Origin of the sequence: Bradyrhizobium sp. LB8.2 (assembly GCF_040548035.1) — a bacterium.
In the GTDB taxonomy this organism is placed as follows: Bacteria; Pseudomonadota; Alphaproteobacteria; order Rhizobiales; family Xanthobacteraceae; genus Bradyrhizobium.
Genome location: NZ_JBEPQV010000027.1, coordinates 1 through 26491, shown reverse-complemented (window position 1 = coordinate 26491; position 26491 = coordinate 1). Strand labels below are relative to the sequence as shown.

The window sequence follows — 26491 nt, the reverse complement described above, 5'->3', positions numbered from 1 at the left end:
CGCCTGGAGATTCGGGTGGAATTGATTCATGGGCAACGGCGTTGGTCAGCGTGCATTTCAAAATGCCCGGATTCAGAAACGGCAAAAAGCCGAAGTGACGCCGCTGCTCGAGCGCGCCCTCTATCTGCATAAGGCGGGGCTTCTCACCGAGGCTCAGGCCGCCTATCGCCAACTCCTGGAGCTTGCGCCCGATCAGTTCGTAGCGCTGCATTTGCTCGGCGTGCTGGAGTCTCAAGCCAAAAACTATCAGCAAGCCGAAATTCTACTAAGCCGAGCGGTTGCCGTGGATCCGCGGTCTCCTGAAGCCCAGATGAGCCGTGGCGTCGCGCTGAACGGGCTGCAACGTCATGATGAGGCCCGCGAGAGCTATAAAAAAGCCATCGCTTTGCGGCCCAATTTCGCCGTTGCCCTGTCCAATCTCGGTAACGTATGCCTCGGCCTGGATCTTCACCATGAAGCGCTCGAAAGTTTCGACGAGGCGCTCGCAATCGATGAAAACCTTGCCGATGCCCATAACGGCCGAGGCTGGGCGCTCTGCAGTCTGCGCGACTATGGTGAGGCCATTGCGAGCTTGAACCGCGCGCTATCGATCCAGCCTAATCATGTCTCGGCACTGACGAACCGCGCTGCTGCATGGCTGGAACTTCTGCGATTTGACGAAGCCTCAGCGGATTACAACCGGGTGATCGCTCTCGCACCCGACAACGCGAACGGGTGGTACGGGCGGGCCACTGTCCTGGTCCGAAACAAAGGAATTGCCGACGCATTGCCTGATTGCGAGAAGGCTCTCGCGATCAATCCCGCTTTCTTTCAGGCCCACATCCTCCTTGGCCAATGTCTCGCGGGACTTGGCCGGGTCGACGAAGCCCACGCCAGTTTCGACAGGGCTCTTGCCATCAAGCCTGACTTCGAGGACGCGATCACCAACAAGATCTTCGCGCTCGATTTTGTGGCGGACGCCAGCGTTGCGCAGCATCAACAAGCGCGGCGGCTTTGGTGGGAACGGGTCGGCGCGAAGATCGCTTCAGCAGCGGTAGGACCGCATGACAACAGCTGCGATCCGGATCGCCGTCTGGTGCTGGGTTATGTCTCTTCGGATTTTCACGCGCATTCGGCGGCGTTCATTTTCAAGCCGGTCCTGCAACACCATGATCGGACACAGTTCGAGATCGTGTGCTACTCTTGTTCGCCGAAAGCGGATGCGACGACCGGCGAATTTCAAGGGATCGCCGACCGCTGGCGCGACGCCTCGCAATGGACCGACGATCACCTCGCCGCTCAAATCCGCGCCGATGGCATCGACATCCTGATCGATCTGTCCGGCCATACCAAGGGACACCGGCTCGGCGTGTTTGCGCGGAAGCCGGCACCGGTCCAGGTGCATGGCTGGGGCCACGGCACCGGCACCGGGCTGCGAACGATCGATTATCTGTTCTCGGACCCGGTCGCGATTCCTTTTGCGGTTCGGCAGCTGTTTGCGGAGACCGTTGTCGACCTGCCATGCTTTGTGACGCTGGTGCCGCTGCCGGACGGGATTGCGCGGGCGCCAACGCCGGCGATCTCGAACGGTTTCATCACATTCGGCGTCTTCAACCGTATCAGCAAGATTTCGGACGAGGCGGTGGAAGTCTGGTCCAGGATTCTCGAGCAGGTGCCGGGTTCGCGACTGCTGATCAAGGATTTTGCGCTGGACGATCGGCTGGTCCGCGACAATCTGCTGGCGCGGTTTGCAGCTTGCCGGTTGCCGGCCGAACGCGTCGACCTGCTCGGAGCCACCTCGCGAACCGAGCATCTGGCATCCTTCAATCGCGTCGATATTGGCCTCGATCCGTTCCCGCAGAATGGCGGCGTCAGCACTTGGGAAGCCTTGCAGATGGGCGTGCCGGTGGTGGCGAAGCTCGGTAACAGCCTGCCTAGCCGTGCTGCGGGCTCTATCCTCACCGCGCTTGGCCTGCCGGACTGGGTCGCGAATAGCGATGAGGCGTATGTCGAAATCGCGGCTGCCCGTGGATCGCAGATCGGCGACCTCCAGAAGTTGCGCTGCGAACTGCCCGGACAGATCAGGGCTGCAGCCGCCGGCAACCCCGTCTCATACACGCAAGCAGTGGACGATGCCTATCGCGCGATGTGGAAACGCTATTGCAATGGCCGCTCCCCGCAATGACGACGAGAGAGCTTACGCTTTCAACTCCACCGTCCTGAACTCCGCCGGCAGGATTACCTCCAGCAGCTCGACGTCGTCCGAATAGTCCAAAATCATGTGCTTGATCTTCGGCGGCTGAGTCCAGGCGCTGCCTTCTTTCATCAGCGTCTCGCCCTCTCCGTCCATATAGGTCTTCACCCAACCCTTGAGCACGTAGACCATCTGGAATTCGACGGCGTGGAAGTGCAGCTTCGACACTTCGTTCGGATTGCAGGGACCTTGCAGCCGGATCACGTGCGCTTGCGCGAGGCCGTGGCTTGCAGCAGCGATGCCGAGATCGCGATACTTCGCGTAGGTGCGCAGACCGTCGGCCTTGAAGTCTTCCTCGCGGTGATGGCTGATGGCGATGCGCTGCTTGGGACGCACTGGCTTTTTCGGGGTGACAGTGCGCGCCTTCGCTTTCACCGCCTTGCGCGCCGATAATCGGGGCGCGGCCTTGGCGCCGCTCCGCTTCTTCACCGCGACTTGCAATGCGCTGCGCGATTTTGCTTTCTTGGCCATGGGCCGGCCTCCCGTTTTGTTGTGGGGGAGACGCTAGCACAGAAAAAAGACTCGTAGGGTGGGTTAGCCGTAGGCGTAACCCACCTCTCTCGCTTCCGAGGATACAAACAGTGGTGGATTACGCTGCGCTAATCCACCCTGTCCTACGCATCCCGCGATCAATGCAACCGAAACACACCGTCGACCGCACGCAGCTCGGCCGGCTTGATCAGCTTGGAATGCACGACCGTCACCGAGAACAGTGGGCCGTCGAGCTTCTGCTGCCAAAACGCCAGGAAATCCGTCAGCGCCGGGAATTTCGGAAACATGTCGTAGTTCTGCCAGACATAGGTCTGGAGCAGCGAGCGATGATCCGGCATCCGGTAGAGAATTTCCGCCGTCGTCAGCCCGTAACCCAGCACCTGTTTCCGGAAATCGTCGGAAACAACCCCAACCCGCGAGACCATGCCAACCTCCTTTGCAGGAGCGCATATTCAAGGGGTGGCTTTCCGGTACGCGCCCTACGAGCCACCCGGTGGAGATGCGCTCACAAGATAGAAATGTGACGCAAACTGACAATCCATCTCAAGCCCAAAAGTTTAACAAGCTGTTGAAATTCAATGCGTTAGCAGCAGATGCGGCACCGTGCTAATAAGGTCCGAGTTGGCCGGTTAACGATGGTAAAGAATTCTGGCAGGCAGCGCTTCTGAGTGCTGATTTTTCTGGTACAAGCCCTTGCCCCCGCAAAAATCCTGGCCTATTTGAGGTTCACCCGCCTTAGCACTCGCGGGCCTCGGTTGCTAACATCCTGAAAACATCAATCCGCGCAAACGTTTAGGAGAACTGCATGAAATTCCGTCCGCTTCACGACCGCGTCGTGGTCAAGCGCATTGACGCAGAAGAGAAGACCGCTGGCGGCATCATCATTCCCGACACCGTCAAGGAAAAGCCCTCGCAGGGCGAAATCGTCGCTGTCGGCCCCGGTGGTCGCGACGAAGCCGGCAAGCTGATCCCGATCGACCTGAAGGTCGGCGACCGCGTGCTGTTCGGCAAGTGGTCCGGCACTGAAGTCAAGATCGACAACGTCGATCTGCTGATCATGAAGGAAAGCGATGTCATGGGCGTCCTCGACGTCCCCGCTTCCAAGAAGAAGGCGGCCTAACAGCCCCCTCTCCCCACCCAGCTAGACACCTAAGGAAAAATCCAGATGGCAGCTAAAGAAGTCAAATTCGGCGTCGATGCACGCGACAAGATGCTGCGTGGCGTCGACATCCTCGCCAACGCCGTCAAGGTGACGCTCGGCCCCAAGGGCCGCAACGTCGTCCTCGACAAGTCGTTCGGCGCTCCCCGCATCACCAAGGACGGCGTCACCGTCGCCAAGGAGATCGAGCTCGACGACAAGTTCGAGAACATGGGCGCGCAGATGGTGCGCGAAGTCGCCTCCAAGTCGGCTGACGCGGCCGGTGACGGCACCACCACCGCAACCGTGCTCGCGGCTGCGATCGTTCGTGAAGGCGCCAAGTCGGTTGCCGCCGGCATGAACCCGATGGACCTGAAGCGTGGTATCGACCTGGCCGTGGAAGCCGTGGTCGCCGACCTCGTCAAGAACTCCAAGAAGGTCACCTCGAACGAGGAAATCGCCCAGGTCGGAACCATCTCCGCCAACGGCGATGCCGAAATCGGCAAGTTCCTCTCCGACGCCATGAAGAAGGTCGGCAACGAGGGCGTCATCACGGTTGAAGAAGCCAAGTCGCTCGAGACCGAACTCGAGGTTGTCGAGGGCATGCAGTTCGACCGCGGCTACATCTCGCCCTACTTCGTCACCAACGCCGACAAGATGCGCGTTGAAATGGAAGATGCTTACGTCCTCATCAACGAAAAGAAGCTATCTCAGTTGAATGAATTGCTTCCCTTGTTGGAAGCCGTGGTGCAGAGCGGCAAACCGCTAGTGATTATCGCCGAAGACGTCGAAGGCGAAGCTCTTGCCACCCTGGTCGTCAACCGTCTCCGCGGCGGCCTGAAGGTCGCGGCCGTCAAGGCTCCGGGCTTCGGCGATCGCCGCAAGGCCATGCTGCAGGACATCGCGGTTCTGACCGGTGGTCAGGCGATCTCGGAAGATCTCGGCATCAAGATGGAGAATGTCACGCTCGCCATGCTCGGTCGCGCCAAGAAGGTGATGATCGACAAGGAAAACACCACCATCGTCAGCGGGGCCGGCAAGAAGGCCGACATCGAGGCGCGCGTGGCCCAGATCAAGGCGCAGATCGAGGAAACCACCTCGGACTACGACCGTGAGAAGCTCCAGGAGCGTCTCGCCAAGCTCGCGGGCGGCGTCGCGGTGATCCGCGTCGGCGGCGCGACGGAGGTCGAGGTGAAGGAGCGCAAGGATCGCGTTGATGACGCGATGCATGCGACCCGCGCGGCTGTGGAAGAAGGCATTGTCCCGGGCGGCGGCGTCGCCCTGCTCCGTGCTTCCGAGCAGCTCAAGGGCCTGCGCACCAAGAACGACGACCAGAAGACCGGCGTCGAGATCGTGCGCAAGGCGCTCTCCGCGCCCGCTCGCCAGATCGCGATCAACGCCGGTGAAGACGGCTCGGTGATCGTCGGCAAGATCCTGGAGAACAAGACGTATGCTTACGGCTTCGACTCCCAGACCGGCGAGTACGTCAACCTGGTCACCAAGGGCATCATCGACCCGACCAAGGTCGTGCGCACCGCGATCCAGAACGCAGCCTCGGTTGCGGCCCTGCTGATCACCACGGAAGCCATGGTCGCCGAGTTGCCCAAGAAGGGCGGCTCCGGCCCCGCAATGCCCCCGGGCGGCGGCATGGGCGGCATGGATTTCTGATCCAGCCACTCCGGCAAACCACAAAATGCGAAACCCCGGCAGCAATGCCGGGGTTTTTGTTTTGGGGAATGATCGTTTCACGCCGCCAGAATGACGGGAGGCCTCACCACACCTTCCCCAGCCGCTCCATGTGCGGCTCGCCGTGTTCGTCGAGCGACCAGAATATCCGCGTCACCTTGCCGACGAGATTGTCCATCGGGATGAACCCCATCACGGACATCATGCGGCTGTCGGCGGAGTTGTCGCGGTTGTCGCCAAGCGCGAAGAAATGACCTGATGGCACCGTGTAGACGCTGGTGTTGTCGAGATAACCGTTGTCGACGCAGTCATATGTCATATAGCTCGCGCCGTTCGGCAGGGTCTCGCGCCAGCGCTTGATCCCGGCGCCGGCATCCACACCGCAGGCGGAGCCCCCGGGCACGCTCGCGAGAGCGACGCGCGTCGCCGGACGGTCATTGAGGAAGAGCTGGCCCTGGCGCATCTGGATGCGGTCGCCGGGCAGCCCGACCACGCGCTTGACGTAGTCGACCGAATTGTCCTTCGGCGTCCGGAACACCACCACATCGCCAAACTCGGGCTCGGCCGCAAAGACGCGACCCGATATCCATGACGGCGCGAAAGGAAAGGAATAGCGGCCATAGCCATAGGCATATTTGGCGGCGAACACGTAGTCGCCGACGACCAGCGTCGGCCTCATCGAGCCGGACGGGATGTTGAACGGCTGAAACAGGAAGATGCGAAACAGGAACGGCGGCGACCACAGCACCGGGATCAAGAGGATCAGGATAACGATCGCCTTCCATTCCCGCGATTTGGCCTGCGGGTGGGTGGTGTCCTGGAGAGTGGTCATGCACCTGCCCCGATCAAGCCTGTGGTCGTCGCCAGACTACGCAACCTTCGCGCGAGCGCAATCTCATAACTTGGTTACGCGGCGTGTGGATCGCGTTCACACTCAGCCGCGGGCGATCAGTCGCGCGAAAGATCCCTGAAGCAGTGGCGCACCCATTCAATGGTGAGCCGCGTCGCGGGATCGCGCTTGAGGTGGTTCTGTACCAAAAGCCAAACGTCGCGGCGCCGGGGCAGCAGCGTGGCGCGCAGACTGTGGTCGGAGAGCAATCCTCCGCAGCTATGTTCGGGCAGCACGCCGACGGCTTGGTGCGACTGGATCATGGTCCGGACAATGCGGACATTGTCGGTTACAGAGCGCGCGTTTGTCAGCCGCCTGGCGCGCAAATACTGCGCCTCGGGAATGGCGTCGAGCTCATCGGGAAAGCCGCAAACGACAGGCTCGCCACCCCCGAAATCGACGGGCTCGAAGAAATACAGTCTGACCTCGCCGAGCTTGGAGATGGTGAAGTCGCCTTTCTCCGGCTTCCGCAAGCGGATGGCGAGGTCGGCCTGCCAGCGCGAGAATTTGACGTTGCCGCTGGAGGTGAGGAACTGAAGGGTGAGGCCGGGGTGATCGCGCAGGAACGCGCAGGCATGCGGCGCCAGCAGCTCCTCGGCGACCGCATTGGTCGAGGCGATGCGCAGGCGGCCGACCGGGCCGGGCTGACTCTCACCGATGCGATCAATCGCGGCGACGTGCGCCGCCATCGCACCGACATGCTCGAGCACCGCCTCGCAATGCCGCGTCGGCCGCCGCAGGCCGTCGACTGCATCGAACAGCGGTACGCCGAGATCGCGCTGGATGCGCGCGAGACGGCGGCCGACGGTCGTCTCGTCGATGCGCAGCCGCGCGCTGGCGCCGGCATAGGTGCCCTCGTCCCTTAGCGCGGCGATGATGCGCAGGTCGTCCCAGTTCATGGGTGCGAGCCTAGCAGGCGCGGCCGGTGGCTGCAAATCTGCAGCCATATGCTGCAATAGTCCTGCACAATGGCAGGTCGCCGCCGCGCTAATGTCGCGTCACCGATACTCCCTTAGAAGGCCTGACCAGCATGACCGCTCCAAAAACCCTGCTCGAATTGTCGGGCGCCGATCTCAATCCGCCCAAGCTTGCCGAGTCCTGCCTCGTGCTGATCGACATCCAGAACGAATACCGCGCCGGCCCCCTCGCTTTGCCTGACGCCGAGCCCGCAATCGCCCTTGCTGCGAAGCTTCTCGCGCGCGCCCGAAACTCGGGCGCTGCGATCTTCCACATCGCCCACAAGGGCCGCGCCGGCAGCCTGTTCGATCGCGCCGCCGATCGCGGCGCAATCGTCACTGAGCTCGCGCCGCTTGCGGGCGAGCTCGTGATCGAGAAGGAGCTGCCGAACGCCTTCGCCGGGACCAATCTAAAGGCGCAGCTCGCCGCGAGCGGACGCAAGAACATCGTGCTGGCGGGCTTCATGACGCATATGTGCGTCAGCTCGACCGCGCGGGCTGCGCTCGACCTCGGCTTTCGCACGACGATCGATGCCGATTCCTGCGCCACGCGCGATCTGCCCGACGGCCGCGGCGGAACGCTCGCCGCAAGGACCATTCACGAGGTCGCGTTGGCCGAATTGTCGGATCGCTTCGCGATCATTGCGCGCGGCGATGCGCTAAGCTGACGGAGCGCTCGTGATGCTGCAACTCTATTTCTTTCCGATGGCATGCTCGCTCGCCAGCCGTATCGCGCTGACCGAGGCCGACGTCGAGGCGCAGTATCTCCTCGCCCATATCTGGACCAAGACAGTCGTGGACGACGGCAGCGATTTCCTCGGCGTGTCGCCGAAGGGCGCGGTGCCGGTCCTGGTGCTGGAGAACGGCGAGCGGCTAACCGAGAGCGCGGCGGTACTGCAATACATTGCTGATCTGAAACCCGAGGCCGGCCTCGCGCCGCGCTTCGGCGATCCCGACCGCTACCGCTTGCAGGAATGGCTGAGCTTCATCGGCGCCGAGATCCACAAGGCGTTCCTGTTTCCGACCTTCTGGTACAAGGACAACGCCTCGCTCGCCAAGCCGCGGGCAAGGATTACACAGACATTGTCGGTGCCAGCCACGCATCTGGCGGACCGCGAATTCCTGGTCGGTAACAGATTCACCGTCGCGGATGCCCACCTCATTTGGGCCTTGCTGCTGCTCCGTCCGGCAGGCGTCGACATTGCGCAATGGCCGTCCCTGTCGGCTTATCTCGCGCGCATGCAGGCGCGCCCCGCAGTGCGGTCGGCGATCGCAACCGAGATGGCGCTGCGCAAGACCGTGGCGGCGAGCCCGGCGTGACGGGATGCCACGGCCGCCAGATGTGAGGGTTCCATAACGACCGCAGCCGGGCTGAAACGAAGCGCGAAAAAGGGCCGCAACAAGCGGCCCTTTATATCATCTGGAATGAGCCGAGATCACTCCACTCGCGCCAGAACCGCGAGCCTGCGGATGCCCTTGTTGCGATAGGCGTCGAGGAACGCGTAGTAGTCCTTGAACGACACGCAGCCGTTGGAGTCGCCATTCGGGCCGAGCATGAAGGTGTGCGCGAGCAGGCCGTCGCGGCCGTAGATCGCGCTCTCGCCGCCGATCGGGGTCAGGCGCAGCGCAGGCACGCCGTGAAACAGCGCTTCGCGCGGCTTCAGGTCGTAGATATGTGGCGGCGTCACGCCACGCATGCGGATGCGCGAGGAACGGGGATCGTCGAGATTAGAGCCGAGGCCGGAATGTGCCTCGAGTTTGGTGCCGTCGGGCAGATACACCGTCTTCGCGCTGATGTCGTAGACCGCGGTGGAGCGGTCATAAGGCGCCGAACCGCCGAGCATGGGGTTCTGCTCCTTCGGCGCGATGGAAGCGGTCACGCTCGCATCGGCCGAGGCATAGGCGAGCAGGCCGCCGGACGGCTCACGCTTGCCCCAGAGCTTTTCCACCATCGACTGCCGCGGCCTGGTAACTGACATCACCGCGGCCTTGGCGCGATCGGCGAACGATTTTGGCTTCGCCTCCGGCGCCGGCACGATTTCGGCCGGATCTGCCGAGGCAAGCTGCACCGGCGCGTCGGCGCGCTTGGACTTCGCAGCGTCAGCGATCTTGGCGGGACCTGACTTCAGGACTTCCGCGACCCTCGCGATCACGCTCGGCTTCGCCGTGGCTTCGGCTACCTTGGTTGCGGGCGCGGCGCTCGCTGCATTCGATGTCACGCCTTGGGTCGCAGCGGCGGCAAAGCGATCGTTGAACATCTCGCGCGAGATTGGCGCGGCCACCTGCAACCGGTCGGGCAAGAGCGCAAAGGCTTCCTTGACGGCCTCACCGGCTTCGCGCAGTGCGACCCTGGGCGCCCGCTTGATCACGGGCTCGTCGTAGGCGCTGCTGCCGACGGTCGGATAGACGCTGGCGGCAAAAATGTTGCTGTAGACGGTCCAGCCCGCACCAAGCACGACGCAGCCGATCACGGCGGCGCCAAGCGCGTTTTGGGTGGTCATTTTTCGGGAAGGCTTCCGATAAGAATTGCTCGATAATTCTTTGGACTTCCGTGCCGCGATACCTTGCGCAGCGATACTCGTACTCATTCGCCTTGCGTCCAGAACGGTGTCACTCAATCCCCCTTCGAAGCGCCGCTGGTCACGATCCGGGAACAGCATCTCGCAGAGGGGCGGAGCGTCATTAGGGCCACTTTTAGTTAAATGCGGATTAAGTTCGGGCGAATGTGGGGCAATGCATTAACGTCGTCCCATTTCGAGAAAAAAGCCCGCAGAACTACGGACTTAAGCGCATCTGTTAACTATAATTCTCGGCCGGATCGATGCGGTCAGCGAACGTCTCCGACCGCATTTCTAAACGCATCCAACCAAGTCGTTTTCGTGGTCTTCAATGCCGCCGACCATAGCGGCGAAGCGTTGCGCCAGGCTGGTGGACGCCGCCTTTGTCGCTCCGCGCGTGATGCGATGTGCTTCGCCTCTCCCCGTCAGAACGGTGGGAGGAGAAAGACCCTGACCGAAAGTTGATCGCACCGGTCTGGAAAAAACCGTGCCGAGAAAATAGCTGCTGCCTCGGCACTTTTCAGCAGCCTCTGCGTACGATACGGTACCGTATCAACATCGCCTTGAACTGCGCCGGGCACGCAAACGGAGGCTGGCATGAGAGCGATCGCACGCGCTGGATTTTTCACTCTGGCATCGTCGTTTCTGTTGATCGGATCTGCGATTGCGCAGCCTGCTGCCAATGCCGGCTGCACGGCGTCACCGTCGACCGCAGGCACACAGACCTGGCGTTGCGACAACGGCATCACGATCGTTGCGGAAAGCGGCGCCAGATTTGAACTTAAGGACGCCAACCGCGACGGACATATAGACTCCGTGGAGTTGAGCAGCAAAGCGCTGCTGGTCGAGGTCCCCAAGAAGCCCGGCGGCACTCCCTTCAAGGTGCTGACGCCGCAGGCGATCGCCGCGGTGCGCGGCACGAAATGGGCGGTCGATGTCACGGAGGCCAAGACCTCCGTCTTCGTCGCCGACGGCCGTGTCGGCGTCAGCCGCAGGAGCCGCGGACGCGGCGTCGTTTTAGCCCCCGGTGAAGGGGTCGACGTGGAAGCGACCGGTCCGTTGACCGTCAAGACATGGGGCCAGCCGCGCGTCGATGCGCTGATGGCAAGACTCGGTCAATAGGACTTGGCCAATAAGGCTTGGTCGATACGGCCCGATCAGTCAGGCCCTGACAACAGAGAAGATTGCAGTACGACGTAATGAAAAGACGCGTTCAGATCCTGATGGCACTCGCCCTTACCGCCCTGTGGGGCGCGGGCATCTATGCCGGCCACGCCAACGGTCATCTTCGCTTTCTCGATCGCCTCGAGGCGACGCTGACGGATTGGCGGACGCAGGTCCGCGGCGTACAGGCTCCACCCGATCTCGTCACCATCGTCGCGATCGACGACACCGTCGTCAAGCGCGGCGGCAGCTATCCGCTGCCACGCGCCGATCTCGCCCGTGTCGTCGACACCATCGTGCAATTCAAGCCGAAGGTCGTCGCGATCGACCTGCTGCTGGTCGACCGCAGCGCTGCGATCGGTGACGCCACGCTGGCAAATACGCTGGCTACCGGTCCCATGGTCCTCGCCGCTGCGGCAATCTTCCCGTCCGCCAGCGAGACCGTGGCACCCAGCAGTCAGGGCCCCCTCGCCGTGCTGCCGCAGGCCGAGCGCTTCCTGCTGCCCTTGCCGGCATTCGCCGACCACGCCGAGGTCGGCGTCGTCAACGTTGCGACCGGACAATCCGGTTCGCCGCTCTCGGTGCCGATGCTGTTCCGGACGAGCGACAAGGTCGAGCTGTCATTTCCGCTGCGCGTCGCGATACGCGCGCTCGACAAGCCGCTGACGATCGCGCCGGACCACCTCCTGCTCGGCGACCGCACGGTGCCGACCGACACCGATTTCGCGCTGCCGATCACTTATTACGGCCCGCGCCGCACCATCCGCACTGTCAGCGCGCAGAGCATCTTCGACGGCACGCTCAATCGCTCGGCGATCGAGAACCGGATTGTCGTGATCGGCGCCTCGGTCGCAGGCGGCGGTGACTTCTATCCGACACCGTTCGATTCCCTGATGCCCGGCGTCGAGGTGGTCTCGACCGCGATCACCCATCTCGTCGCCGGTGACGGCATCGTGCGTGACCGCAAGGTCCACATCGCCGACGCGCTCATCGCGATCCTGTTGCCAATGCTGCTGGTGGGCCTGCTCGCCTGGCGGCGCAGCGCGCTCGGCCTCGTCGCGGCGGCCGGGGTGATGATCGCCTGGGCCGGGCTCAATCTGTTCGCGTTCACGCACGGCGTCTGGCTGAATGCCGCGACCACGCTCGCCGCGGCAGTGCCGCCGGTGGTGGTCTTCGGCGGCGTGCAGCTGTGGGCGGGAGGCCGGCGCACGCAATATCTTGCCGCGAAGAGCCGGTCGCTCGCGCAATTCCAGGCACCCGCCGTGCAGGACTGGTTGGCGCGCGATCCGAATTTCCTGTCAAAACCCGTCCGGCAGGACGCGGCCGTGGTCTTCATCGATCTCTCCGGTTTCACGGCGCTGAGCGAGCGAATCGATCCGGACGAGCTCCAGGACATTCTGAAGGCGTTTCACGCGCTGATCGACAAGGCCGCGGTCGATTGCGGCGGCATGATCAGCGGCTTTCTCGGCGACGGCGCCATGATCCTGTTCGGCCTGCCCGGCGCGATGCCCGACGACGCCGCACGCGCGCTGAAATGCGCGATCGACCTGCACCGCGGCGTCGAACGCTGGATCGTGTCATTGCCCCCTGCGATCAGGGATCAGCTCGGCTTCAAGATCGGCGCGCATTTCGGCCCGATCGTCGCCTCCCGCCTCGGCGAAAGCCATCAGCACATCACGGCGACGGGCGACACCGTCAATGTCGCGAGCCGGTTAATGGAGGTCGCCGTCCAGAACGACGCGCGCCTCGCGCTCAGCGATGTTCTGCTGGATACGGCCGACTTCCACGGCGCTCCCGACGGCATTCTGACGGGCCCCCTGCTCACGCAGGTCCGCGGCCGCTCCGGCATCGTGACCGTGTGGTTCTGGCGCGACCAGAACAGGCCGAACCAGGCCATGACCAAGGCTGAGATGATCGACTGAAGGCTCCGCCGTCGTCCCGACGAAGAGCTACCGCGCTTCCGGCGGCGGCGAGCGGTCCAGCACGTCGCCCTTGGCGCCTTCGAGCAGATCGATGCCGTAGGTCTCGACCACGAGCGGACCGCGCTTGCGCTGCAATTGCGCAATTTGCGTCACCTTCGCAAAAAGGTCGTGGACGGCGGGATGGCCGTCGCTGCGCAGCTCGTCGACATAGATCATCTTGCCGGCAAGCAGCTTTGGGTCTGGCTCGGCCATGTTGACCCAGCGGATGCGCTGGTTCTGCTGGGCCACACAGGTGCCGCGCGGCAGATAGAAAGCGAGCCAGCCCGTGGTGCCGTAGTCAGGCGCAAGCACGCAGGTCGCGCCATTGCGGGCGCGCACGGCTTCGATCTCCGCGGCAAGCTCGCGCCAGCCGACGCCGACGCTGCGCACGGTCGCATCGCGGCGATAGAGGGACAGCCAACCGGTGTTGGCCTGCACGATCAGCGCGGCAAACATCACGATGCCCACGGGCGCAGCCCAGCGCAGGCAGAAATCCGCCAGGCGCCGCTGGCGCGGCTTCCACTGCACGAGATTGGCGGCGGCGGCCGCCGCGATAACGAAGGGCGGATAGACCGGCGCGAACCAGTTGGCCTCGACGCGGGCATGCAGCGAATGCCAGACGAAATAGGCGACGACGGTCCAGAACATCGTCTCGATCAGCACGCGCGAGGCCAGCGCGCCGGCGCGGCGCCAGGTCAGCGCGTGCAGCCCCATTGCGCCGAGGATGAAGACGAGCGGAGTTGCGAACGCGATCTGGGTCGGAATCAGCTCGGCGATAAAGACCGGCCGAAAGTCCTCGATCTTGGCGCGGCCGAGCTGCTTTGCGAACGAGACCCATTGATGGTCCGCATTCCAGAGGATCACCGGCGAGAACAGCGCGAGCGCAACGAGGCCACCGAGATAGGGCCAGGGCGAGAGAAACCAATGCCGCAGTTTCGGCACGGTCGCGAGCCAGATCAGGATCGCCAGGCCAAAGAACATCGCGGTGTATTTCGACAACAGCGCCGCGCCGACGGCTACGCCGACCGCGAGCCACCAGGCGCCGCGACCGGTTTCCAGCACTTTTGCGAGAAAGAACAGCACGAAGCTGGAGGCAACCAGAAGCGGCGCATCGGGCGTGACGATCAGCGTTCCGACCGAGGCCAGCAGCGTCACGTTGAGCAGGATGGCGCTGGTCGCCGCCACCCGCGCGCCGCCGAACAGGATCGCGGCGGAGCGATAGATCGCGTAGCTCATAGGCAGCGCAAGCAGGATCGATACCAGGCGGACGCCGAGCTCGGTGTCGCCGGCGATCATGGTGCCGGCGCGGATGACGTAGGCAACCATCGGCGGGTGATCGTAATACCCCCCGGCGAGGTTCTTCGACCACATCCAGTAATAGGCTTCGTCGAAGGTGATCGGCGTGAATGCGGCTGCGACGAGCCGCAAGCCGACCAGCGCAAGGATCACCAGCGCCGTATTGCGGACGATCCGCGCGTCAGCCCCGCCCATCGTGAGCTACTTCTTGCGCCAGACGAACAGTCCGGACATCGCGTAGTTCCACACCACGCCCATCAGCGCACCGGCCGCACCCGCAAGCCACCAGATCGGCTCCTGGTCGTAGACCGAGAAGGCGACGCCGACATTGGCGAGCAGGCCGACGCTGCACACGATGTAGAACGCGATCAGGCCGCGCAGCAGCGCAAAGCCCTTCAGCCGCTGGTCGCGATAGGTGAGGAAGTTGTTGAGGACGAAATTGCTGGTCATCGCGATGATGGCGCCGGAGGCCTGCGCTTCCGCGAACGGCTGCTTGAACAGCTCAAGCGATATGAACAGGGTGGTGAGATGCACCACGAGGCCGATGCCGCCGACCATCGCGAACAGCAGGAAGCGTAGCGAGACAGCATCGTTGGTGAACTTCGCCAGCACCAGGCCGAGAAAATCCAGCGCGACCATGGAATCGAGTTTGCTTTCGCCGTGCTGGCGCTCTCCGAACGTGTAGGGAATTTCGATGGCGCGCAAGGTGCCGTTCGCGCTCGCGACGAGGTCGAGCAGGATCTTGAAGCCGTGCACGGAAAGTTTCGGCGCGAGCTGCTCGAAGCGGTCGCGGCGAACCATGAAGAAGCCGCTCATGGGATCGGCGATCTCGACCCGCAGCGCCTTCCTGGCGAGCTCGGTCGCCAATGCACTGGCGCCGGCGCGCTGCTTGTTGAAGCCTTCGCTCTTGTAGCCCTCGATGTAGCGGCTGCCGACCACGAGCTCGGCCTGCCCGCTCGCGAGCAGCGACAGCATTTTCGGCAGCTGCGTCTCGTCGTGCTGGAGGTCGGCGTCGATCACGGCCGCATAGGGCGCGCTTGAGGCCAGGATGCCCTCGATGCAGGCCCCCGACAGGCCGCGGCGGCCGATACGGCGGACACAGCGCACGCGGCGGTCGCGCCGGGCCAGCGCGCGCACGACGTCCCAGGTGCCATCAGGCGAATTATCATCGACGAACACGACTTCCCAGGCGATGTCGGCCAGCACTGCCTCCAGCCGCCGGTACAGCACCGTGACATTGTCGCGCTCGTTGAAGGTCGGGACGACGACCGACAATTCCGGCGATGGGGAAGCCGCCTGCGGGGCCTGCGGCGGGTTGTCGGAGCCCGGTCTGATCGCTTCGTTCATGAGGGCAGCGTATATCCGCCGCGTCTTGCGCTGCCAAGAACTTGCGCTACCAAGAACTTGCGCTACCAAGCCGGGGGTTCTCTGGAGAACGACCCAAAGGGGGCCCTAAAATGCCAACGACCCCGGAACGGCGGGCCGCGCGTACATCCGGCGCAGCCTGAGCTATCCCAAGGTCGTTCCAGCGCCGGAGTTTTTCGCTCAACGTCGCCGTTAGAAACTAAATAGGAACGACAAAGCCGGTTTGCAAGGGGCGAAAGGCGCCCTTTTCAGGCCTTTATTGGTTCGGGACTTCCTTAATCACCGGCCCGCGTGGCGCCGGCGCGGCAGGGGCCGCCGGCGCCGTAGCCGCGGCCGGGTCAACTTTCACGGGCTTGGGCGGCTTGCCGTACTGGCCGATCGGCCCGAAGACGACGGCGACCGCAAGCACGATCGCCGCGACGATCGCCCCCAAAATGCCACCCACCGACTCAGACGACATGGAAACCCATCCCTGTTCCAGATGCCCCCAACTGATACCATGGATCAGCGCACAGCCGGAAGGGCTTGCGGGACGCCAACACTCAAGGGGGCTATTTCTGGGGCGGCCTGTGCTTGACGAAGGCCGTCACGATGTCCTTCTGCGCCGCTTCCACGGCCCTGTTCGCGGTGGCGAGATGGGCGCCGCCATCGATGGTCGGATACTGCGTGGTGAGAAAGTCGAGCAGCGCCACACGGTAATATTGCCGCTCCGACGGACAGGCGCCGGCGACCGAGCGGCCGAAATCCTGCTCAGACTTGCCCTGATTGCTATCACGCGAATATTCCCGCGCCAGGCAATGCCAGTAATCGTCGCGGCCCTGCATGGCGAGCTTCTGCGCACCCTTGGCATCGTCATCGTCGGCCATGACTGAAGATATCATGGCAGCAGATGTCATCATAACGAGCGCCGCTCCCACCATCAGCATCCGCATCTTGTTCTCCTTTTTTTGCGGGTCCTGTCGCGACCTTAGACGGGGCGTCGCAACTGGCCAATCACATCTGGTTTGACTAGGATGAGGTCCCTCCCCTCGATGCGAGTCCTCCCGTGGCCAAAGCAAAAACCGCGTCCAAAAAATCCGGCAACATCTTCATCGGCATCGGCGGCTGGACTTTCGAGCCTTGGCGCGGCGTGTTCTATCCGGAGAAGCTGACGCAGGCGAAGGAGCTGTCCTACGCGGCCTCGAAGCTGACCTCGATCGAGATCAACGGCACCTATTACGGCTCGCAGAAGCCGGAGAGCTTTCGCAAATGGGCAGGCGAAGTACCGGAGGGTTTCGTGTTTTCATTGAAGGGACCGCGCTTCGCCACCAATCGCCGCGTGCTGGCGGAAGCCGGCGATTCCATCAAGCGTTTCTATGATTCCGGCGTGCTGGAACTCGGCGATCATCTTGGGCCGGTGCTGTGGCAGTTCGCGCCGACCAAGAAATTCGACGCCGCCGATTTCGGCAAGTTCCTCGAGCTGTTGCCGCGCAAGCTCGAGGGGCGCGCGCTGCGCCATGTCGTCGAGGTCCGTCACGACAGTTTTTGCACGCCAGACTTCGTCGCGCTGATCCGCGAATTCGAGACGCCCGTCGTGTTTGCCGAACACGGGAAATATCCGGCGATCGCCGACGTTGCCGGCGATTTCGTCTATGCGCGGCTCCAGAAGGGCAATGACGAGATCAAGACCTGCTATCCGCCGAAGCAGCTCGATGCCTGGGCCAAGCGGTTTCAGGACTGGGCCGAGGGAAGTGAACCCGATGACCTGCCGAAGGTCGACCAGGCCAAGCCGAAGAAGGAGCCGCGCGACGTGTTTGCGTATGTCATCCACGAGGGCAAGGTGCGCGCGCCGGCCGGCGCCATGGAACTGATCGCGCGAGTGACCTGAGGTGTTTCATGGCAAAGGCAAAAAAACTCTTCACCATCGGCTATGAGCAGACGCCGCCCAAGGCCGTGCTCGACGAGCTGGAGCGAGCCGGCGTCAAGCTCGTTGTCGACGTGCGCGCGGTGACGTCATCGCGCCGGCCCGGCTTTTCCAAGAATCAGTTATCCGCAGGCCTCGATGAACGCGGCATCGCCTATGTCCATCTCGCCGCCCTCGGCACACCCAAGGAAGGCCGCCTCGCCGCCCGCAGCGGGCAATACGATGTGCTGGAAAAGATCTACGCAAAGCACCTGAAGACGCCCCAGGCCAGGGAAGAGATGGACGAGCTTGCGGCGCTTGTGAAGAAGGCAGGCCCCGTGTGCCTGCTCTGCTACGAGCGCGACCATACCCACTGCCACCGCCAGATGATCGCGGAGGTGATCGAGGAGCGGGATGGGGTAGAGGTGAGGAATTTGGCGGGCCGGCAGGTCTAGCCCTCTTCGCGCGGGAGGACGAAACGACGGCTTTAACCGTAGCCGTCATCCTGAGGTGGCCGCTTCCTCAGCGGCCCTCGAAGGACGACGGCGTGACGCCAATGCAGCAGCCGTGCATCCTTGGAGGCCCGCAAGTGCTCGCACGTCAGGATGACGGGCTTATCTTGGGCTGTGGCGCGAGCCCGAAATGACGGGTGGACAGGCCTATCCCTCACCCGCCAACCGGAACGTCCCTTCCATCATCTGCACGCAGCTGCCGCCGACATGGGCTGAGACGATCTTGCCGTCCTGCTTGCGCACGCGCGTCAGCAGGATGCTCGGCCTGCCCATGTCAAAGCCCTGGCCGACCGTCAGCTTCAATTCACCGTCGCGCGCTGAATCGAGATCGGCGAACAGCGCGGCGGCTGCGACCGTGGCACTGCCGGTGGCGGGATCCTCCACGAGGCCGCTGGCGCCGCGCATGAACATCCGCGCCTGGCGCTCGCAAGGCGCCTCTGCCGCAGGCACATCGCGCGTATAGAACCACGCCGAGAATGCGCCATCGCGCGGAAATACCCTGCCGAAGGCCGCCGCGTCGGGCCTCGCCCGTTTGAGCGCATCGCGCGAATGCACCTCGATCACCAGAAACGGCGTTCCAACGCTGACGACCTGCGGCGCGTGCCGGTCGACCTTGATGTCCTCAGCGCTGAGCGAGATGCAGCGCGCGGCATCAGCGGCAGACAATTGCGACAGCCGAGACAGCGGCTGCGGCGCTGTGAGCTCGGTGCTGATGACCTGGCCCTGCTCTCGAAAGATATCGACCGGCACCAGCCCGGCCTTCTCCTCGAACCGCAGGCACGACTTCGGCTCCTTCGCGATCGTCGCCAGCACGAAGGCGGTACCGACATTGGGATGGCCAGCGAAAGGAAGCTCCCTGACCGGCGTGAAGATGCGCACCTCGGCATCATTCGCCTTGTCGCGCGGCGGCAGCACGAAGGTCGTCTCGGAATAGTTGAACTCGGTCGCGATCGACTGCATCTGCGTGGTCGACAACCTGCCGGCATCGAGCACCACGGCGAGCTGGTTGCCGCCGAAGGCGCGGTCGGTGAACACGTCGACAGTGATGTAGCGGCGCTGCATCTTCATTTCCTCATGCAAGTCGCGACCACAACCGACCGCATCGCCGGCAGTCTACAAGCCGGCGGCATCGCTCGTCATGCCCCAATATTCGGAGCAATCGGAGCAATCGCGGAGACGTGTTGGAAGCCGAGAAGCGGCTTCCACAAATGCAAGGGTAGTTCATCACGCGCCTTCACCGAAGCACGACCCGCTTCAACGAAAAGGCGGCTCCTATTTGTCGGTGCGTTATCCCAATTGAAACACCGCCACTGGCTGGTCATAGCCGCGCACCTCGACCTCGCCGAGCGCGACGGCATCGCTGCCGTCCTCGCCCAGCGCTTCGCGAACGGACGCGGAGATCAAGAGCTGCGAGCCGAACTCCTTGTTCAGGGCCTCCAGCCGCGAGGCGAAGTTCACGGTGTCGCCAATGACCGTATATTCCTTGCGCCGGGGCGAGCCGATATTGCCGGCGACGACCTCGCCGAAATGGATGCCGATTCCGATTTTGAGCGGCCAGCTCGTCTCGGCGTTGATGCGGCCCATCGCGGTCAGCATCTCGCGGCCTGCGGCGACCGCGCGATGCACGGCGTCGGAGGCCTCCAGCGGCGCGCCGAACAACGCGAGAAAGCCGTCGCCCAAAAATTTGTTCACGATGCCGCCCTCGCGATCGAGGATATCGACGAGCACGGCGAAGGCCCCATCGAGCCGGTCGACCACCTCTTGCGGGGTGCGCGTCTGCGCGCCGGCAGTGAAGCCGCGGAAATCGACGAACATCACGGCGACGCGGCGAAGGTCGCCGCCTGCGCTGGTTCCCGCCGCCATCAGCCGCTCCACCACCTGAGGAGAAACGTGCTGGCCGAACAGGTTCGTCACCCGGTCGCGCGCGGTGGCCGCGGCAATGCTCGCAGCAAACTGTCGCCGGAGTTGCGCACCGACCGCGCCCGCGAGCACGCCGCAGACCAGGATGATGATGCTGCGCACCGCATGGAAATAGGTCTGCGGCTCACCAACGCCGCTGGCGCGATCGTAGATCAGCGCCACGGCGAGCAGCTCGGCTGCGGCGACAAAGCCAGTGAAGGTCGAAAGCCGAAAATCCAGCCGCAGTGTCGAGAGAATGATGAAGATGAAATACATCAGCGGCACGGCAAAGCCGAGCGCCTGGCTCGCGCCCATGGTCCGGATCTGCAGGATCAAGATCAGCGTCGGCAGCGACGTTTCGATCAGTGCACCGATATAGCGCCTGATCACCGGGAGGTCGCGATCGAGCCGGAGGTTCCTTCTGATCTGGACGTGGACCCAGACCTCGAACAGGATGAAGCCGACCAGCAGGCCGTAGACCTCGGCCAGGCCTTCCGTCCCGCGCCAGACCCGGTTCACGACGGCTGGATCGACCAGATAGATGGCAGTGAGAAACACGGTCATGACGCAGCCCGTGAGGATCAGCGTCCGCACCCGCAACAGCTCGGTGCGCAGCACCTCTCGCGTCAGCTCGCGCTCGAAATCCTCCGATAGCGCGGCGTGCTGCCGCGTCTTCCTGCTCGCGAACCTGACCATTCCACCCCTCGATTCCGGGGCATTGTGCCTTAATCCAACGTGCGGCGGAAGCGCGTCACGGCAATGGTCATGGCGAGCAGCATCAGGACCGCTAATGCCAGCGCATCGAAACGCAAATTCTGCATGGTCGCGCCCTTCAGCATGATGGCGCGGACGATGCGCAAATAGTGCGTCAGCGGCAGGCACTCGCCGACATATTGCGCCCAGACCGGCATGCCCGCGAACGGAAACATGAAGCCCGACAACAAAATGCTGGGCAGGAAGAACATCATCGACATCTGCATGGCCTGGAGCTGGTTCTGCACCAGCGTCGAGATCGTGTAGCCGATCGCAAGATTAGTGCTGATGAACAGGGTCGACAGAAGGGCCAGCAGGAACAGGTTGCCGAGTATCGGCACGCCAAACAGGACGACGCCGATGCCGATGATCAGGAAGGCCTGGACGAACCCGACCAGCACGTAAGGGATGATCTTGCCGAACATCACCTCGACTGGCTTGATCGGCATCGACAGCAGGTTCTCCATCGTGCCGCGCTCGACCTCGCGCGTGACCGAGAGCGCGGTGAAGATCAGCATGGTCATGGTGAGGATGGTGCCGACGAGACCGGGAACGATGTTGAGGCTCGACGCCGCGGCGGGGTTGTAGCGCGCATGTGCGCGGATCTCGAACGGCATCTCCGGGGGATCGCCGATGTAGAGATCGTGCTTGAGTGCGGTCTGCACGACCATGCCGAGTGAGCCGATCGCCGCGCTCGCTGCGACCGGATCGGTAGCGTCGGCGGCGACCAGCAGCGCCGGTCTGTCGCCGCGCCGCACCGCCCGCTCGAAGCCGCGCGGAATCTCGACGCCGAACAGAACCTTGCCGGATTTCAGGAGATTGTCGAAATCCTCGACGTCGTGCACCTCGTAGAGGAAGCGGAAATATTTGGTGTTCTCCAGCGCCTTCAGAATCGAGCGGGCGAGATCAGAGTCCTCCTGGAGCAGCACCGCACTCGGCAGATTGTGGGGTGTGGTGTTGATGGCATAGCCGAACAAGAGGAGCTGCATCACCGGTAGCATCACGATCATCGCGAACGACACGCGATCGCGCTTGAGCTGGATAAACTCCTTGACCAGCATCGCATAGGAGCGTGTCCAGAAACCAAAGCGCTCCCGGATCGCGTGCTGTGGTTCGGGATGATCGACGGCGCTCATTGGAAATTGTCCTTGGAACGGCCCATCAATTCGATGAACACGTCCTCCAGTGACGGCGACGATTTATTCCAGTGCAGCCCGCTTTTCGCCTGCCACGGCGCGACGCTGGCTTCGAGCGCGGCGACGTCGCGCCCCGAAACGTGAAGCGAGGTGCCGAACGGCGCCACCATGTCGATTCCGGGCTTGCCGGTGAGCCCGGCCGCGAGCTCGTTCAGCCCCTCGCCTGTCACGGTGTAGGTCGTCAGCGCGGATTTGGCGATCACCTCCTCCACGGTGCCGTGCACCAGCAGATGGCCATAGGCGATGTAAGCAATCTCGTGACAGCGCTCGGCCTCGTCCATGTAGTGGGTCGAGACCAGCACGGTGAGACCGTCGGCCGCGAGCGCATGGATCTCGTTCCAGAAATCGCGCCGCGCCTTGGGATCGACGCCGGCGGTCGGCTCGTCCAGCAGCAGCAATTTTGGACTGGACAGCGTGCAGGCGCCTAGCGCCAGCCGCTGCTTCCAGCCGCCGGAGAGTTCGCCCGCGAGCTGCTCCTCGCGGCCCGAGAGCCCCAGCCGCTTGATCATGTCGCGCGCGGCGCCGCGGGCATCGCGAAGACCATACAGCCGCGCGACGAATTCGAGGTTCTCGCGGACAGAGAGATCCTGATAGAGGCTGAAGCGCTGGGTCATGTAGCCGACCTGGCGCTTGATCTTGTCAGCGTCGCGCCGGATGTCGTAGCCGAGACAGGTGCCCTCGCCGCTGTCGGGCGTGAGCAGGCCGCAGAGGATGCGGATGGTCGTCGTCTTGCCCGAACCGTTCGGGCCGAGGAAGCCGTAGATCGAGCCGCGCTTCACCTGCATCGACAGATCGTGCACGACCTCGCGGCCGCCGAACGACTTAGTCAGGCCCTTGACGTCGATCGCGATACCGTTGTCGCCGCTCATCGCTTGTCCGCCACGGGGGTTTTTGGAGTGAGATAGACGTCGATCGGCTGTCCGACTCGCAACGCGTCGGGCCGCGACGGCCGCGCCTGAATCAGGTAGACGAGCTTGTTGCGCTCCTCGAGGCTGTAGATGACGGGCGGGGTATATTCGGCCGAAGTCGCAATGAAATAGATCTTTGCGGTGAGATCGGCGGCGCAATTGTCGCAAGCGATCCGCACCGTGTCGCCGATCGCAAGCTTCGGCAACTCGGTCTCCGGCACGAAGAAGCGCAGCTTCATGTTGCCGGGCGGCATGATCGAAAGCACGGGCCGCTGCGCCGCCACCATCTCGCCCTCACGAAAATAGATCTGCTGGATGGTGCCGGCGACTGGCGCAAAACCTTTGCGCCGCGCCATCCGCGTCTCCGAGGTCGCCACCCGTGCCTCGGCAACGCGCAAGGAGGAGACCGCGGAATCGAGATTGGCCTGCGTGCCCGAGCCGGTCTTGCTCAGCGAAGCCGCGCGATCATAGGTTTGCTGCGCATTCGCGAGCGTCGCCTTGTTCTGGTTGAGGTCGGCAAGCTGGAGATCGTCGTCGACGGAATAAAGGTGATCGCCGACCTTGACCTCGTCGCCCTCGCGGATGTTCAGCTTCGTCACGCGGCCGGCCTCGTCCGGGCTGACATAGATCATGTCGGCCTCGACCCAGCCCTGGAAGCCGGGATCGCGCTTCTCCTTGCAACCGGCAAGTCCGGTTGCGAGGGCTAGAATCGCGATCGAACAGAACCGCGCCGAAAACTGAATCGCGTTTGGCGGGAGCAACCGTTGTCGACCGCTCAACCTGAGGAGCCGCGAAGCGGCGTCTCGAAGGGCGAAGGGCCACAGCCGGGGCTGCATCCTTCGAGACGCGCGTTCCGCGCTCCTCAGGATGAGGTGAGAGATGTTTAGCGACGACCTCATGTCGTCCTCCGTTCGCCAAAAATCAAATCGAGATGGACCCGCAGCATGTCCTGCGCATCAAGCGGCGCGTGCCGCGCAAACAGGCTCTGCCAGATCACCGCGATCATCGCCGGCGCAACCAGGATTTGCGGGTAGCGCGCGAGGTTCTTCTCGCGGATCTCGCCGCGAGCAATGCCGAGCTCGATCAGCGCGCGCATGCCGGCCATCCCGCGCGAAACCACCTCGCGGTAGTAGAAGTCGGCGACGGAAGGAAAGCGCGGCCCCTCCGCTACGATCAGGCGCACGAGATCGCCGCGCCTGGTGCCGATGACCTCCTTCAAAAAATTGCTGGCAAAAGCCTCGACGAGATCGCGCACCGAGCCTGTCGGCGGCGGCAACGCATTCAGCTTCGCCACGACGGGCACGATCACGGTGCGCACCAACTCCTCGAACATCGATTCCTTGTCCTTGAAGTGCAGATAGATCGTGCCCTTCGCCACGCCCGCGCGCTTAGCAATGTCGTCGAGCCGTGTCGCGGTAAAGCCGCGCACGATGAACTCCTCCATCGCCGCGTCCACGATCGCCGCGCGCCGTTCCGCCGCACGCGTGGCGCGGCTCGACGCAGGCGCCTCGTCGCTCCTGGCGACCACAGAGGCCTTCGCATTGGCTCGAGCTGCGGACGGGGTGGCGGTTTTGGTCGGCTTCCTGGTCATGCCAGATTTGTGACTGACTAGTCAGTCATTGTCAAGTCAGAGCCACAGACGTAACCCGGCTAATGAATTAGTCTTGACTAATTCATTAGCCAGTGCTAATCGAACTACTATGATTGAAACCGCCCGAAACCCAGTCACCAGCGTCATGCGCGCCCTCGCCGATCCAACCCGGCGCGCCGTATTCGAGCGCGTATTCGAGAGCAAGGAGATCAGCGTTGCCGAACTCACGCGCGGCAGCGGCGTGACCCAAGGCGCGATCTCGCAACATTTGAAGTCCCTCAAGCAGGCCGGCCTCGTCGCCGAGCGCGCCGAGGGCCGCAACGTCTATTACCGCGCCGCCCCGCAAGGACTCGAGCCGCTGGTCACCTGGATGGACCATTACGGCGTGTTCTGGCGCGAGCGCTTCCAGAACCTGCGTGACCTCTTGAAGGAGATCGATCCGTGAGTGCTGTTGAATTGAAAGCCGAGACAAAAGACATCGTCATCGACGAGGTGCTCCCTCACGCGCCGGAGACGATCTGGAAGGCGCTGACCAGCGCCCAGCTGATCGCGCGCTGGCTGATGCCGCCGACCGGTTTCGAGGCCGTCGAAGGCAACACTTTCACCTACCAGACCACGCCGGGCGGCGCCTGGGATGGCGTCATCCATTGCCGCGTCCTGGAAGTCATGCCGAACCGGCGCCTCGTCTACGCCTGGAAGGGCGGGGATGAGCGCAACACCGGCTACGGCGCGCCGCTCGACACTGTCGTGACGTGGTCCCTCACCCGGGTCGAGGCCGGCACGCGGATCCGTCTGGTTCATGCGGGCTTCGTCATACCCAGGAACGAATCGGCCTACACGGGCATGAGCGACGGCTGGAAGAAGGTCGTCCGCCAGCTCGACGAGATCAGCGGCGAAGACAAGTAAGGAGTTATCGCAATGACCAAGCCCTTTACCGGCGGCTGCGCCTGCGGCTCGATCCGCTATTCGATCTCCAGTGAGCCCCTGTTCAGCAATCACTGCCAGTGCCGGGATTGCCAGCGGGAAAGCGGCAGCGGCCATGGCTCGTACATGACCTTCGCGCGCGCCGGTGTCACAGTGACGGGCGAGGCGAAGCACTGGGACATGGTCGGCGACAGCGGCAACGTGAAGACTCGCGGTTTCTGCTCCGTCTGCGGCTTGCCGGTCTACATGACCTTCGCGGCGATGCCTGACATCTTCACCATCCGCGCCGCAAGCCTCGACGAGCCCGCCCGCTACAAGCCGCAAGTGGTGACCTACGCCGCGCGCGGTCATGACTGGGATCGCCTCGACCCGGACCTGCCGAAGTTTGAGGGCATGCCGCCGGGGTGAGGAACTGGCCCCACGTGGGGGTGTGCTCCCTCTCCCGCTTGCGGGAGAGGGTTGGGGAGAGGGTGTCTCACCAACGGGACAATCCCCTAGTGGAGAGAACCCTCACCCGGCGCGTTGCGCCGACCTCTCCCGCAAGCGGGAGAGGTGAAACCAACCAGCACCTACGTCAGCTATGGAATTTCAAGCCATCGACGATCTTGTCGATCACCTTGCGCTCGGCGCGCATTGCGAGACCGACGAGATTGAGGTCAGTGCGCACCACCGCCCTCACCGCCTCGCGATTGGCGGCATCGTGCGTGGTCTTGAACATGTCCTCGGTGTAGACCGCCGCCGCGACGTTGCGCGTCAGGGCCCGATCGAGCGCGCGCGCGAGCGCCTGACCGTCGGCGCCGTAGATCAGGATCGGCTGGCCGATCAGCGCGTGATATTTGGTGCCTGATGCATCTTCATAGGGTTCGCCGATGCATTCCGGAAAGGCCGCGGCGATGCCGCTTGTGAGGAAGGACGCGACGTTGAGCTTCTGCCAGGCGGCAAGATCGGCGCGGATCACGATGGCGATCTTGGTATCGAACTGCATGCATAGTCCTAACCCAACTTGCGCAGTTAGAGGCGAGATTTCGCTATTTTCGGGGATTTTGCACCGCGTGACTTGAATCGGATCAATTGGTTAGACGGTGCGA

General features: G+C 63.3%; 28 protein-coding genes. 12 read left to right on the top strand and 16 right to left on the bottom strand.

Annotated features, from left to right (window positions below; all coding sequences use genetic code 11):
• Window positions 1-28 precede the first annotated feature (28 nt).
• The gene (locus ABIB06_RS27650) at window positions 29-2164 is read left to right on the top strand and encodes an O-linked N-acetylglucosamine transferase, SPINDLY family protein (RefSeq protein ID WP_354046396.1); all 2136 of its coding nucleotides are present in this window, start codon (window positions 29-31) and stop codon (window positions 2162-2164) included.
• A 12-nt stretch (window positions 2165-2176) separates the two neighbouring features.
• On the opposite strand, the gene ABIB06_RS27645 is transcribed toward ABIB06_RS27650, so the two are convergent.
• Both ABIB06_RS27645 and ABIB06_RS27640 read right to left on the bottom strand, forming a co-directional pair.
• A complete protein-coding gene (locus ABIB06_RS27645; RefSeq protein ID WP_354046394.1) occupies window positions 2177-2704 on the bottom strand; it encodes a cupin domain-containing protein in 528 nt (175 codons plus the stop codon).
• Between the two features lie 158 nt (window positions 2705-2862).
• Window positions 2863-3150, bottom strand: a complete 288-nt coding sequence (locus tag ABIB06_RS27640) for an usg protein (protein WP_247338894.1) — start codon at window positions 3148-3150, stop codon at window positions 2863-2865.
• Between the two features lie 380 nt (window positions 3151-3530).
• Between ABIB06_RS27640 and ABIB06_RS27635 the strand changes: the two genes are divergently transcribed.
• Together ABIB06_RS27635 and groL are read left to right on the top strand one after the other, a co-directional pair.
• Window positions 3531-3845, top strand: a complete 315-nt coding sequence (locus ABIB06_RS27635; protein WP_247338897.1) for a co-chaperone GroES — start codon at window positions 3531-3533, stop codon at window positions 3843-3845.
• A gap of 45 nt (window positions 3846-3890) precedes the next feature.
• The gene (gene groL / locus ABIB06_RS27630; protein WP_247338899.1) at window positions 3891-5531 is read left to right on the top strand and encodes a chaperonin GroEL; all 1641 of its coding nucleotides are present in this window, start codon (window positions 3891-3893) and stop codon (window positions 5529-5531) included.
• Between the two features lie 103 nt (window positions 5532-5634).
• On the opposite strand, the gene lepB is transcribed toward groL, so the two are convergent.
• Both lepB and ABIB06_RS27620 read right to left on the bottom strand, forming a co-directional pair.
• Window positions 5635-6381, bottom strand: a complete 747-nt coding sequence (gene lepB / locus ABIB06_RS27625; RefSeq protein WP_354046391.1) for a signal peptidase I — start codon at window positions 6379-6381, stop codon at window positions 5635-5637.
• A gap of 116 nt (window positions 6382-6497) precedes the next feature.
• Window positions 6498-7337, bottom strand: coding sequence for a LysR family transcriptional regulator (locus ABIB06_RS27620; protein ID WP_354046389.1), 840 nt, complete (start codon window positions 7335-7337; stop codon window positions 6498-6500).
• A 131-nt stretch (window positions 7338-7468) separates the two neighbouring features.
• On the opposite strand from ABIB06_RS27620, the gene ABIB06_RS27615 reads away from it, so the two are divergent.
• A complete protein-coding gene (locus tag ABIB06_RS27615) occupies window positions 7469-8062 on the top strand; it encodes a cysteine hydrolase family protein (RefSeq protein WP_354046387.1) in 594 nt (197 codons plus the stop codon).
• Between the two features lie 13 nt (window positions 8063-8075).
• The gene (locus ABIB06_RS27610) at window positions 8076-8714 is read left to right on the top strand and encodes a glutathione binding-like protein (protein WP_354046385.1); all 639 of its coding nucleotides are present in this window, start codon (window positions 8076-8078) and stop codon (window positions 8712-8714) included.
• Window positions 8715-8830: 116 nt separating this feature from the next.
• Here the strand turns inward: ABIB06_RS27610 and ABIB06_RS27605 are convergent, their stop codons facing one another.
• The gene (locus tag ABIB06_RS27605; protein WP_354046383.1) at window positions 8831-9895 is read right to left on the bottom strand and encodes a DUF2778 domain-containing protein; all 1065 of its coding nucleotides are present in this window, start codon (window positions 9893-9895) and stop codon (window positions 8831-8833) included.
• 654 nt (window positions 9896-10549) lie between these two features.
• Between ABIB06_RS27605 and ABIB06_RS27600 the strand changes: the two genes are divergently transcribed.
• Together ABIB06_RS27600 and ABIB06_RS27595 are read left to right on the top strand one after the other, a co-directional pair.
• Window positions 10550-11074 (top strand): FecR domain-containing protein, encoded by a 525-nt coding sequence (locus ABIB06_RS27600; RefSeq protein WP_354046381.1) that lies wholly within the window; start codon window positions 10550-10552, stop codon window positions 11072-11074.
• Window positions 11075-11151: 77 nt separating this feature from the next.
• Entirely contained in the window at window positions 11152-13038 is a 1887-nt protein-coding gene (locus ABIB06_RS27595) for a CHASE2 domain-containing protein (RefSeq protein ID WP_354046379.1), read from the top strand.
• A 27-nt stretch (window positions 13039-13065) separates the two neighbouring features.
• Here ABIB06_RS27595 and ABIB06_RS27590 read toward each other — a convergent pair whose 3' ends face one another.
• From ABIB06_RS27590 to ABIB06_RS27575, 4 genes are all read right to left on the bottom strand, one after another.
• Complete coding sequence (locus ABIB06_RS27590; RefSeq protein WP_354046377.1) at window positions 13066-14568, bottom strand: glycosyltransferase family 39 protein; 1503 nt, start codon at window positions 14566-14568, stop codon at window positions 13066-13068.
• A gap of 6 nt (window positions 14569-14574) precedes the next feature.
• Complete coding sequence (locus ABIB06_RS27585; protein ID WP_354046375.1) at window positions 14575-15720, bottom strand: glycosyltransferase family 2 protein; 1146 nt, start codon at window positions 15718-15720, stop codon at window positions 14575-14577.
• Window positions 15721-15994: 274 nt separating this feature from the next.
• A complete protein-coding gene (locus ABIB06_RS27580) occupies window positions 15995-16198 on the bottom strand; it encodes a hypothetical protein (protein WP_354046373.1) in 204 nt (67 codons plus the stop codon).
• Window positions 16199-16289: 91 nt separating this feature from the next.
• The gene (locus ABIB06_RS27575; RefSeq protein ID WP_247338945.1) at window positions 16290-16670 is read right to left on the bottom strand and encodes a hypothetical protein; all 381 of its coding nucleotides are present in this window, start codon (window positions 16668-16670) and stop codon (window positions 16290-16292) included.
• A 113-nt stretch (window positions 16671-16783) separates the two neighbouring features.
• On the opposite strand from ABIB06_RS27575, the gene ABIB06_RS27570 reads away from it, so the two are divergent.
• The gene (locus ABIB06_RS27570) at window positions 16784-17605 is read left to right on the top strand and encodes a DUF72 domain-containing protein (protein WP_354069494.1); all 822 of its coding nucleotides are present in this window, start codon (window positions 16784-16786) and stop codon (window positions 17603-17605) included.
• 8 nt (window positions 17606-17613) lie between these two features.
• The gene (locus ABIB06_RS27565; protein WP_247444518.1) at window positions 17614-18075 is read left to right on the top strand and encodes a DUF488 domain-containing protein; all 462 of its coding nucleotides are present in this window, start codon (window positions 17614-17616) and stop codon (window positions 18073-18075) included.
• Window positions 18076-18279: 204 nt separating this feature from the next.
• Here ABIB06_RS27565 and ABIB06_RS27560 read toward each other — a convergent pair whose 3' ends face one another.
• The 6 genes from ABIB06_RS27560 to ABIB06_RS27535 all read right to left on the bottom strand — a co-directional run bounded on the left by ABIB06_RS27560 (window position 18280) and on the right by ABIB06_RS27535 (window position 24479).
• The gene (locus ABIB06_RS27560; RefSeq protein WP_247338953.1) at window positions 18280-19194 is read right to left on the bottom strand and encodes a PhzF family phenazine biosynthesis protein; all 915 of its coding nucleotides are present in this window, start codon (window positions 19192-19194) and stop codon (window positions 18280-18282) included.
• Window positions 19195-19419: 225 nt separating this feature from the next.
• Complete coding sequence (locus tag ABIB06_RS27555; RefSeq protein WP_354046368.1) at window positions 19420-20727, bottom strand: adenylate/guanylate cyclase domain-containing protein; 1308 nt, start codon at window positions 20725-20727, stop codon at window positions 19420-19422.
• A gap of 29 nt (window positions 20728-20756) precedes the next feature.
• Window positions 20757-21920 carry an ABC transporter permease gene (locus ABIB06_RS27550; protein WP_354046366.1) on the bottom strand — a complete coding sequence of 388 codons (1164 nt, stop codon included), beginning with the start codon at window positions 21918-21920 and terminating at the stop codon, window positions 20757-20759.
• The gene (locus tag ABIB06_RS27545; protein WP_247338960.1) at window positions 21917-22849 is read right to left on the bottom strand and encodes an ABC transporter ATP-binding protein; all 933 of its coding nucleotides are present in this window, start codon (window positions 22847-22849) and stop codon (window positions 21917-21919) included. Before ABIB06_RS27545 ends, ABIB06_RS27550 begins: the two co-directional genes overlap by 4 nt.
• Window positions 22846-23787: an HlyD family secretion protein gene (locus tag ABIB06_RS27540; RefSeq protein WP_354046365.1), complete on the bottom strand. Its 942-nt coding sequence runs from the start codon at window positions 23785-23787 to the stop codon at window positions 22846-22848. Before ABIB06_RS27540 ends, ABIB06_RS27545 begins: the two co-directional genes overlap by 4 nt.
• A complete protein-coding gene (locus tag ABIB06_RS27535) occupies window positions 23784-24479 on the bottom strand; it encodes a TetR/AcrR family transcriptional regulator (protein WP_354046363.1) in 696 nt (231 codons plus the stop codon). Before ABIB06_RS27535 ends, ABIB06_RS27540 begins: the two co-directional genes overlap by 4 nt.
• 109 nt (window positions 24480-24588) lie before the next feature.
• On the opposite strand from ABIB06_RS27535, the gene ABIB06_RS27530 reads away from it, so the two are divergent.
• Genes ABIB06_RS27530 through ABIB06_RS27520 form a run of 3 tightly spaced genes read left to right on the top strand, consistent with a single transcriptional unit; the run spans window position 24589 to window position 25811 of the window.
• Complete coding sequence (locus tag ABIB06_RS27530) at window positions 24589-24924, top strand: ArsR/SmtB family transcription factor (RefSeq protein ID WP_247338966.1); 336 nt, start codon at window positions 24589-24591, stop codon at window positions 24922-24924.
• Window positions 24921-25385, top strand: a complete 465-nt coding sequence (locus ABIB06_RS27525) for an SRPBCC family protein (protein ID WP_354046361.1) — start codon at window positions 24921-24923, stop codon at window positions 25383-25385. The genes ABIB06_RS27530 and ABIB06_RS27525 overlap by 4 nt, the downstream gene beginning before the upstream one ends.
• A 12-nt stretch (window positions 25386-25397) precedes the next feature.
• A complete protein-coding gene (locus ABIB06_RS27520) occupies window positions 25398-25811 on the top strand; it encodes a GFA family protein (RefSeq protein WP_354046360.1) in 414 nt (137 codons plus the stop codon).
• Between the two features lie 166 nt (window positions 25812-25977).
• Here the strand turns inward: ABIB06_RS27520 and ABIB06_RS27515 are convergent, their stop codons facing one another.
• Window positions 25978-26388 (bottom strand): DUF2000 family protein, encoded by a 411-nt coding sequence (locus ABIB06_RS27515; RefSeq protein WP_354046358.1) that lies wholly within the window; start codon window positions 26386-26388, stop codon window positions 25978-25980.
• Window positions 26389-26491 lie beyond the last annotated feature (103 nt).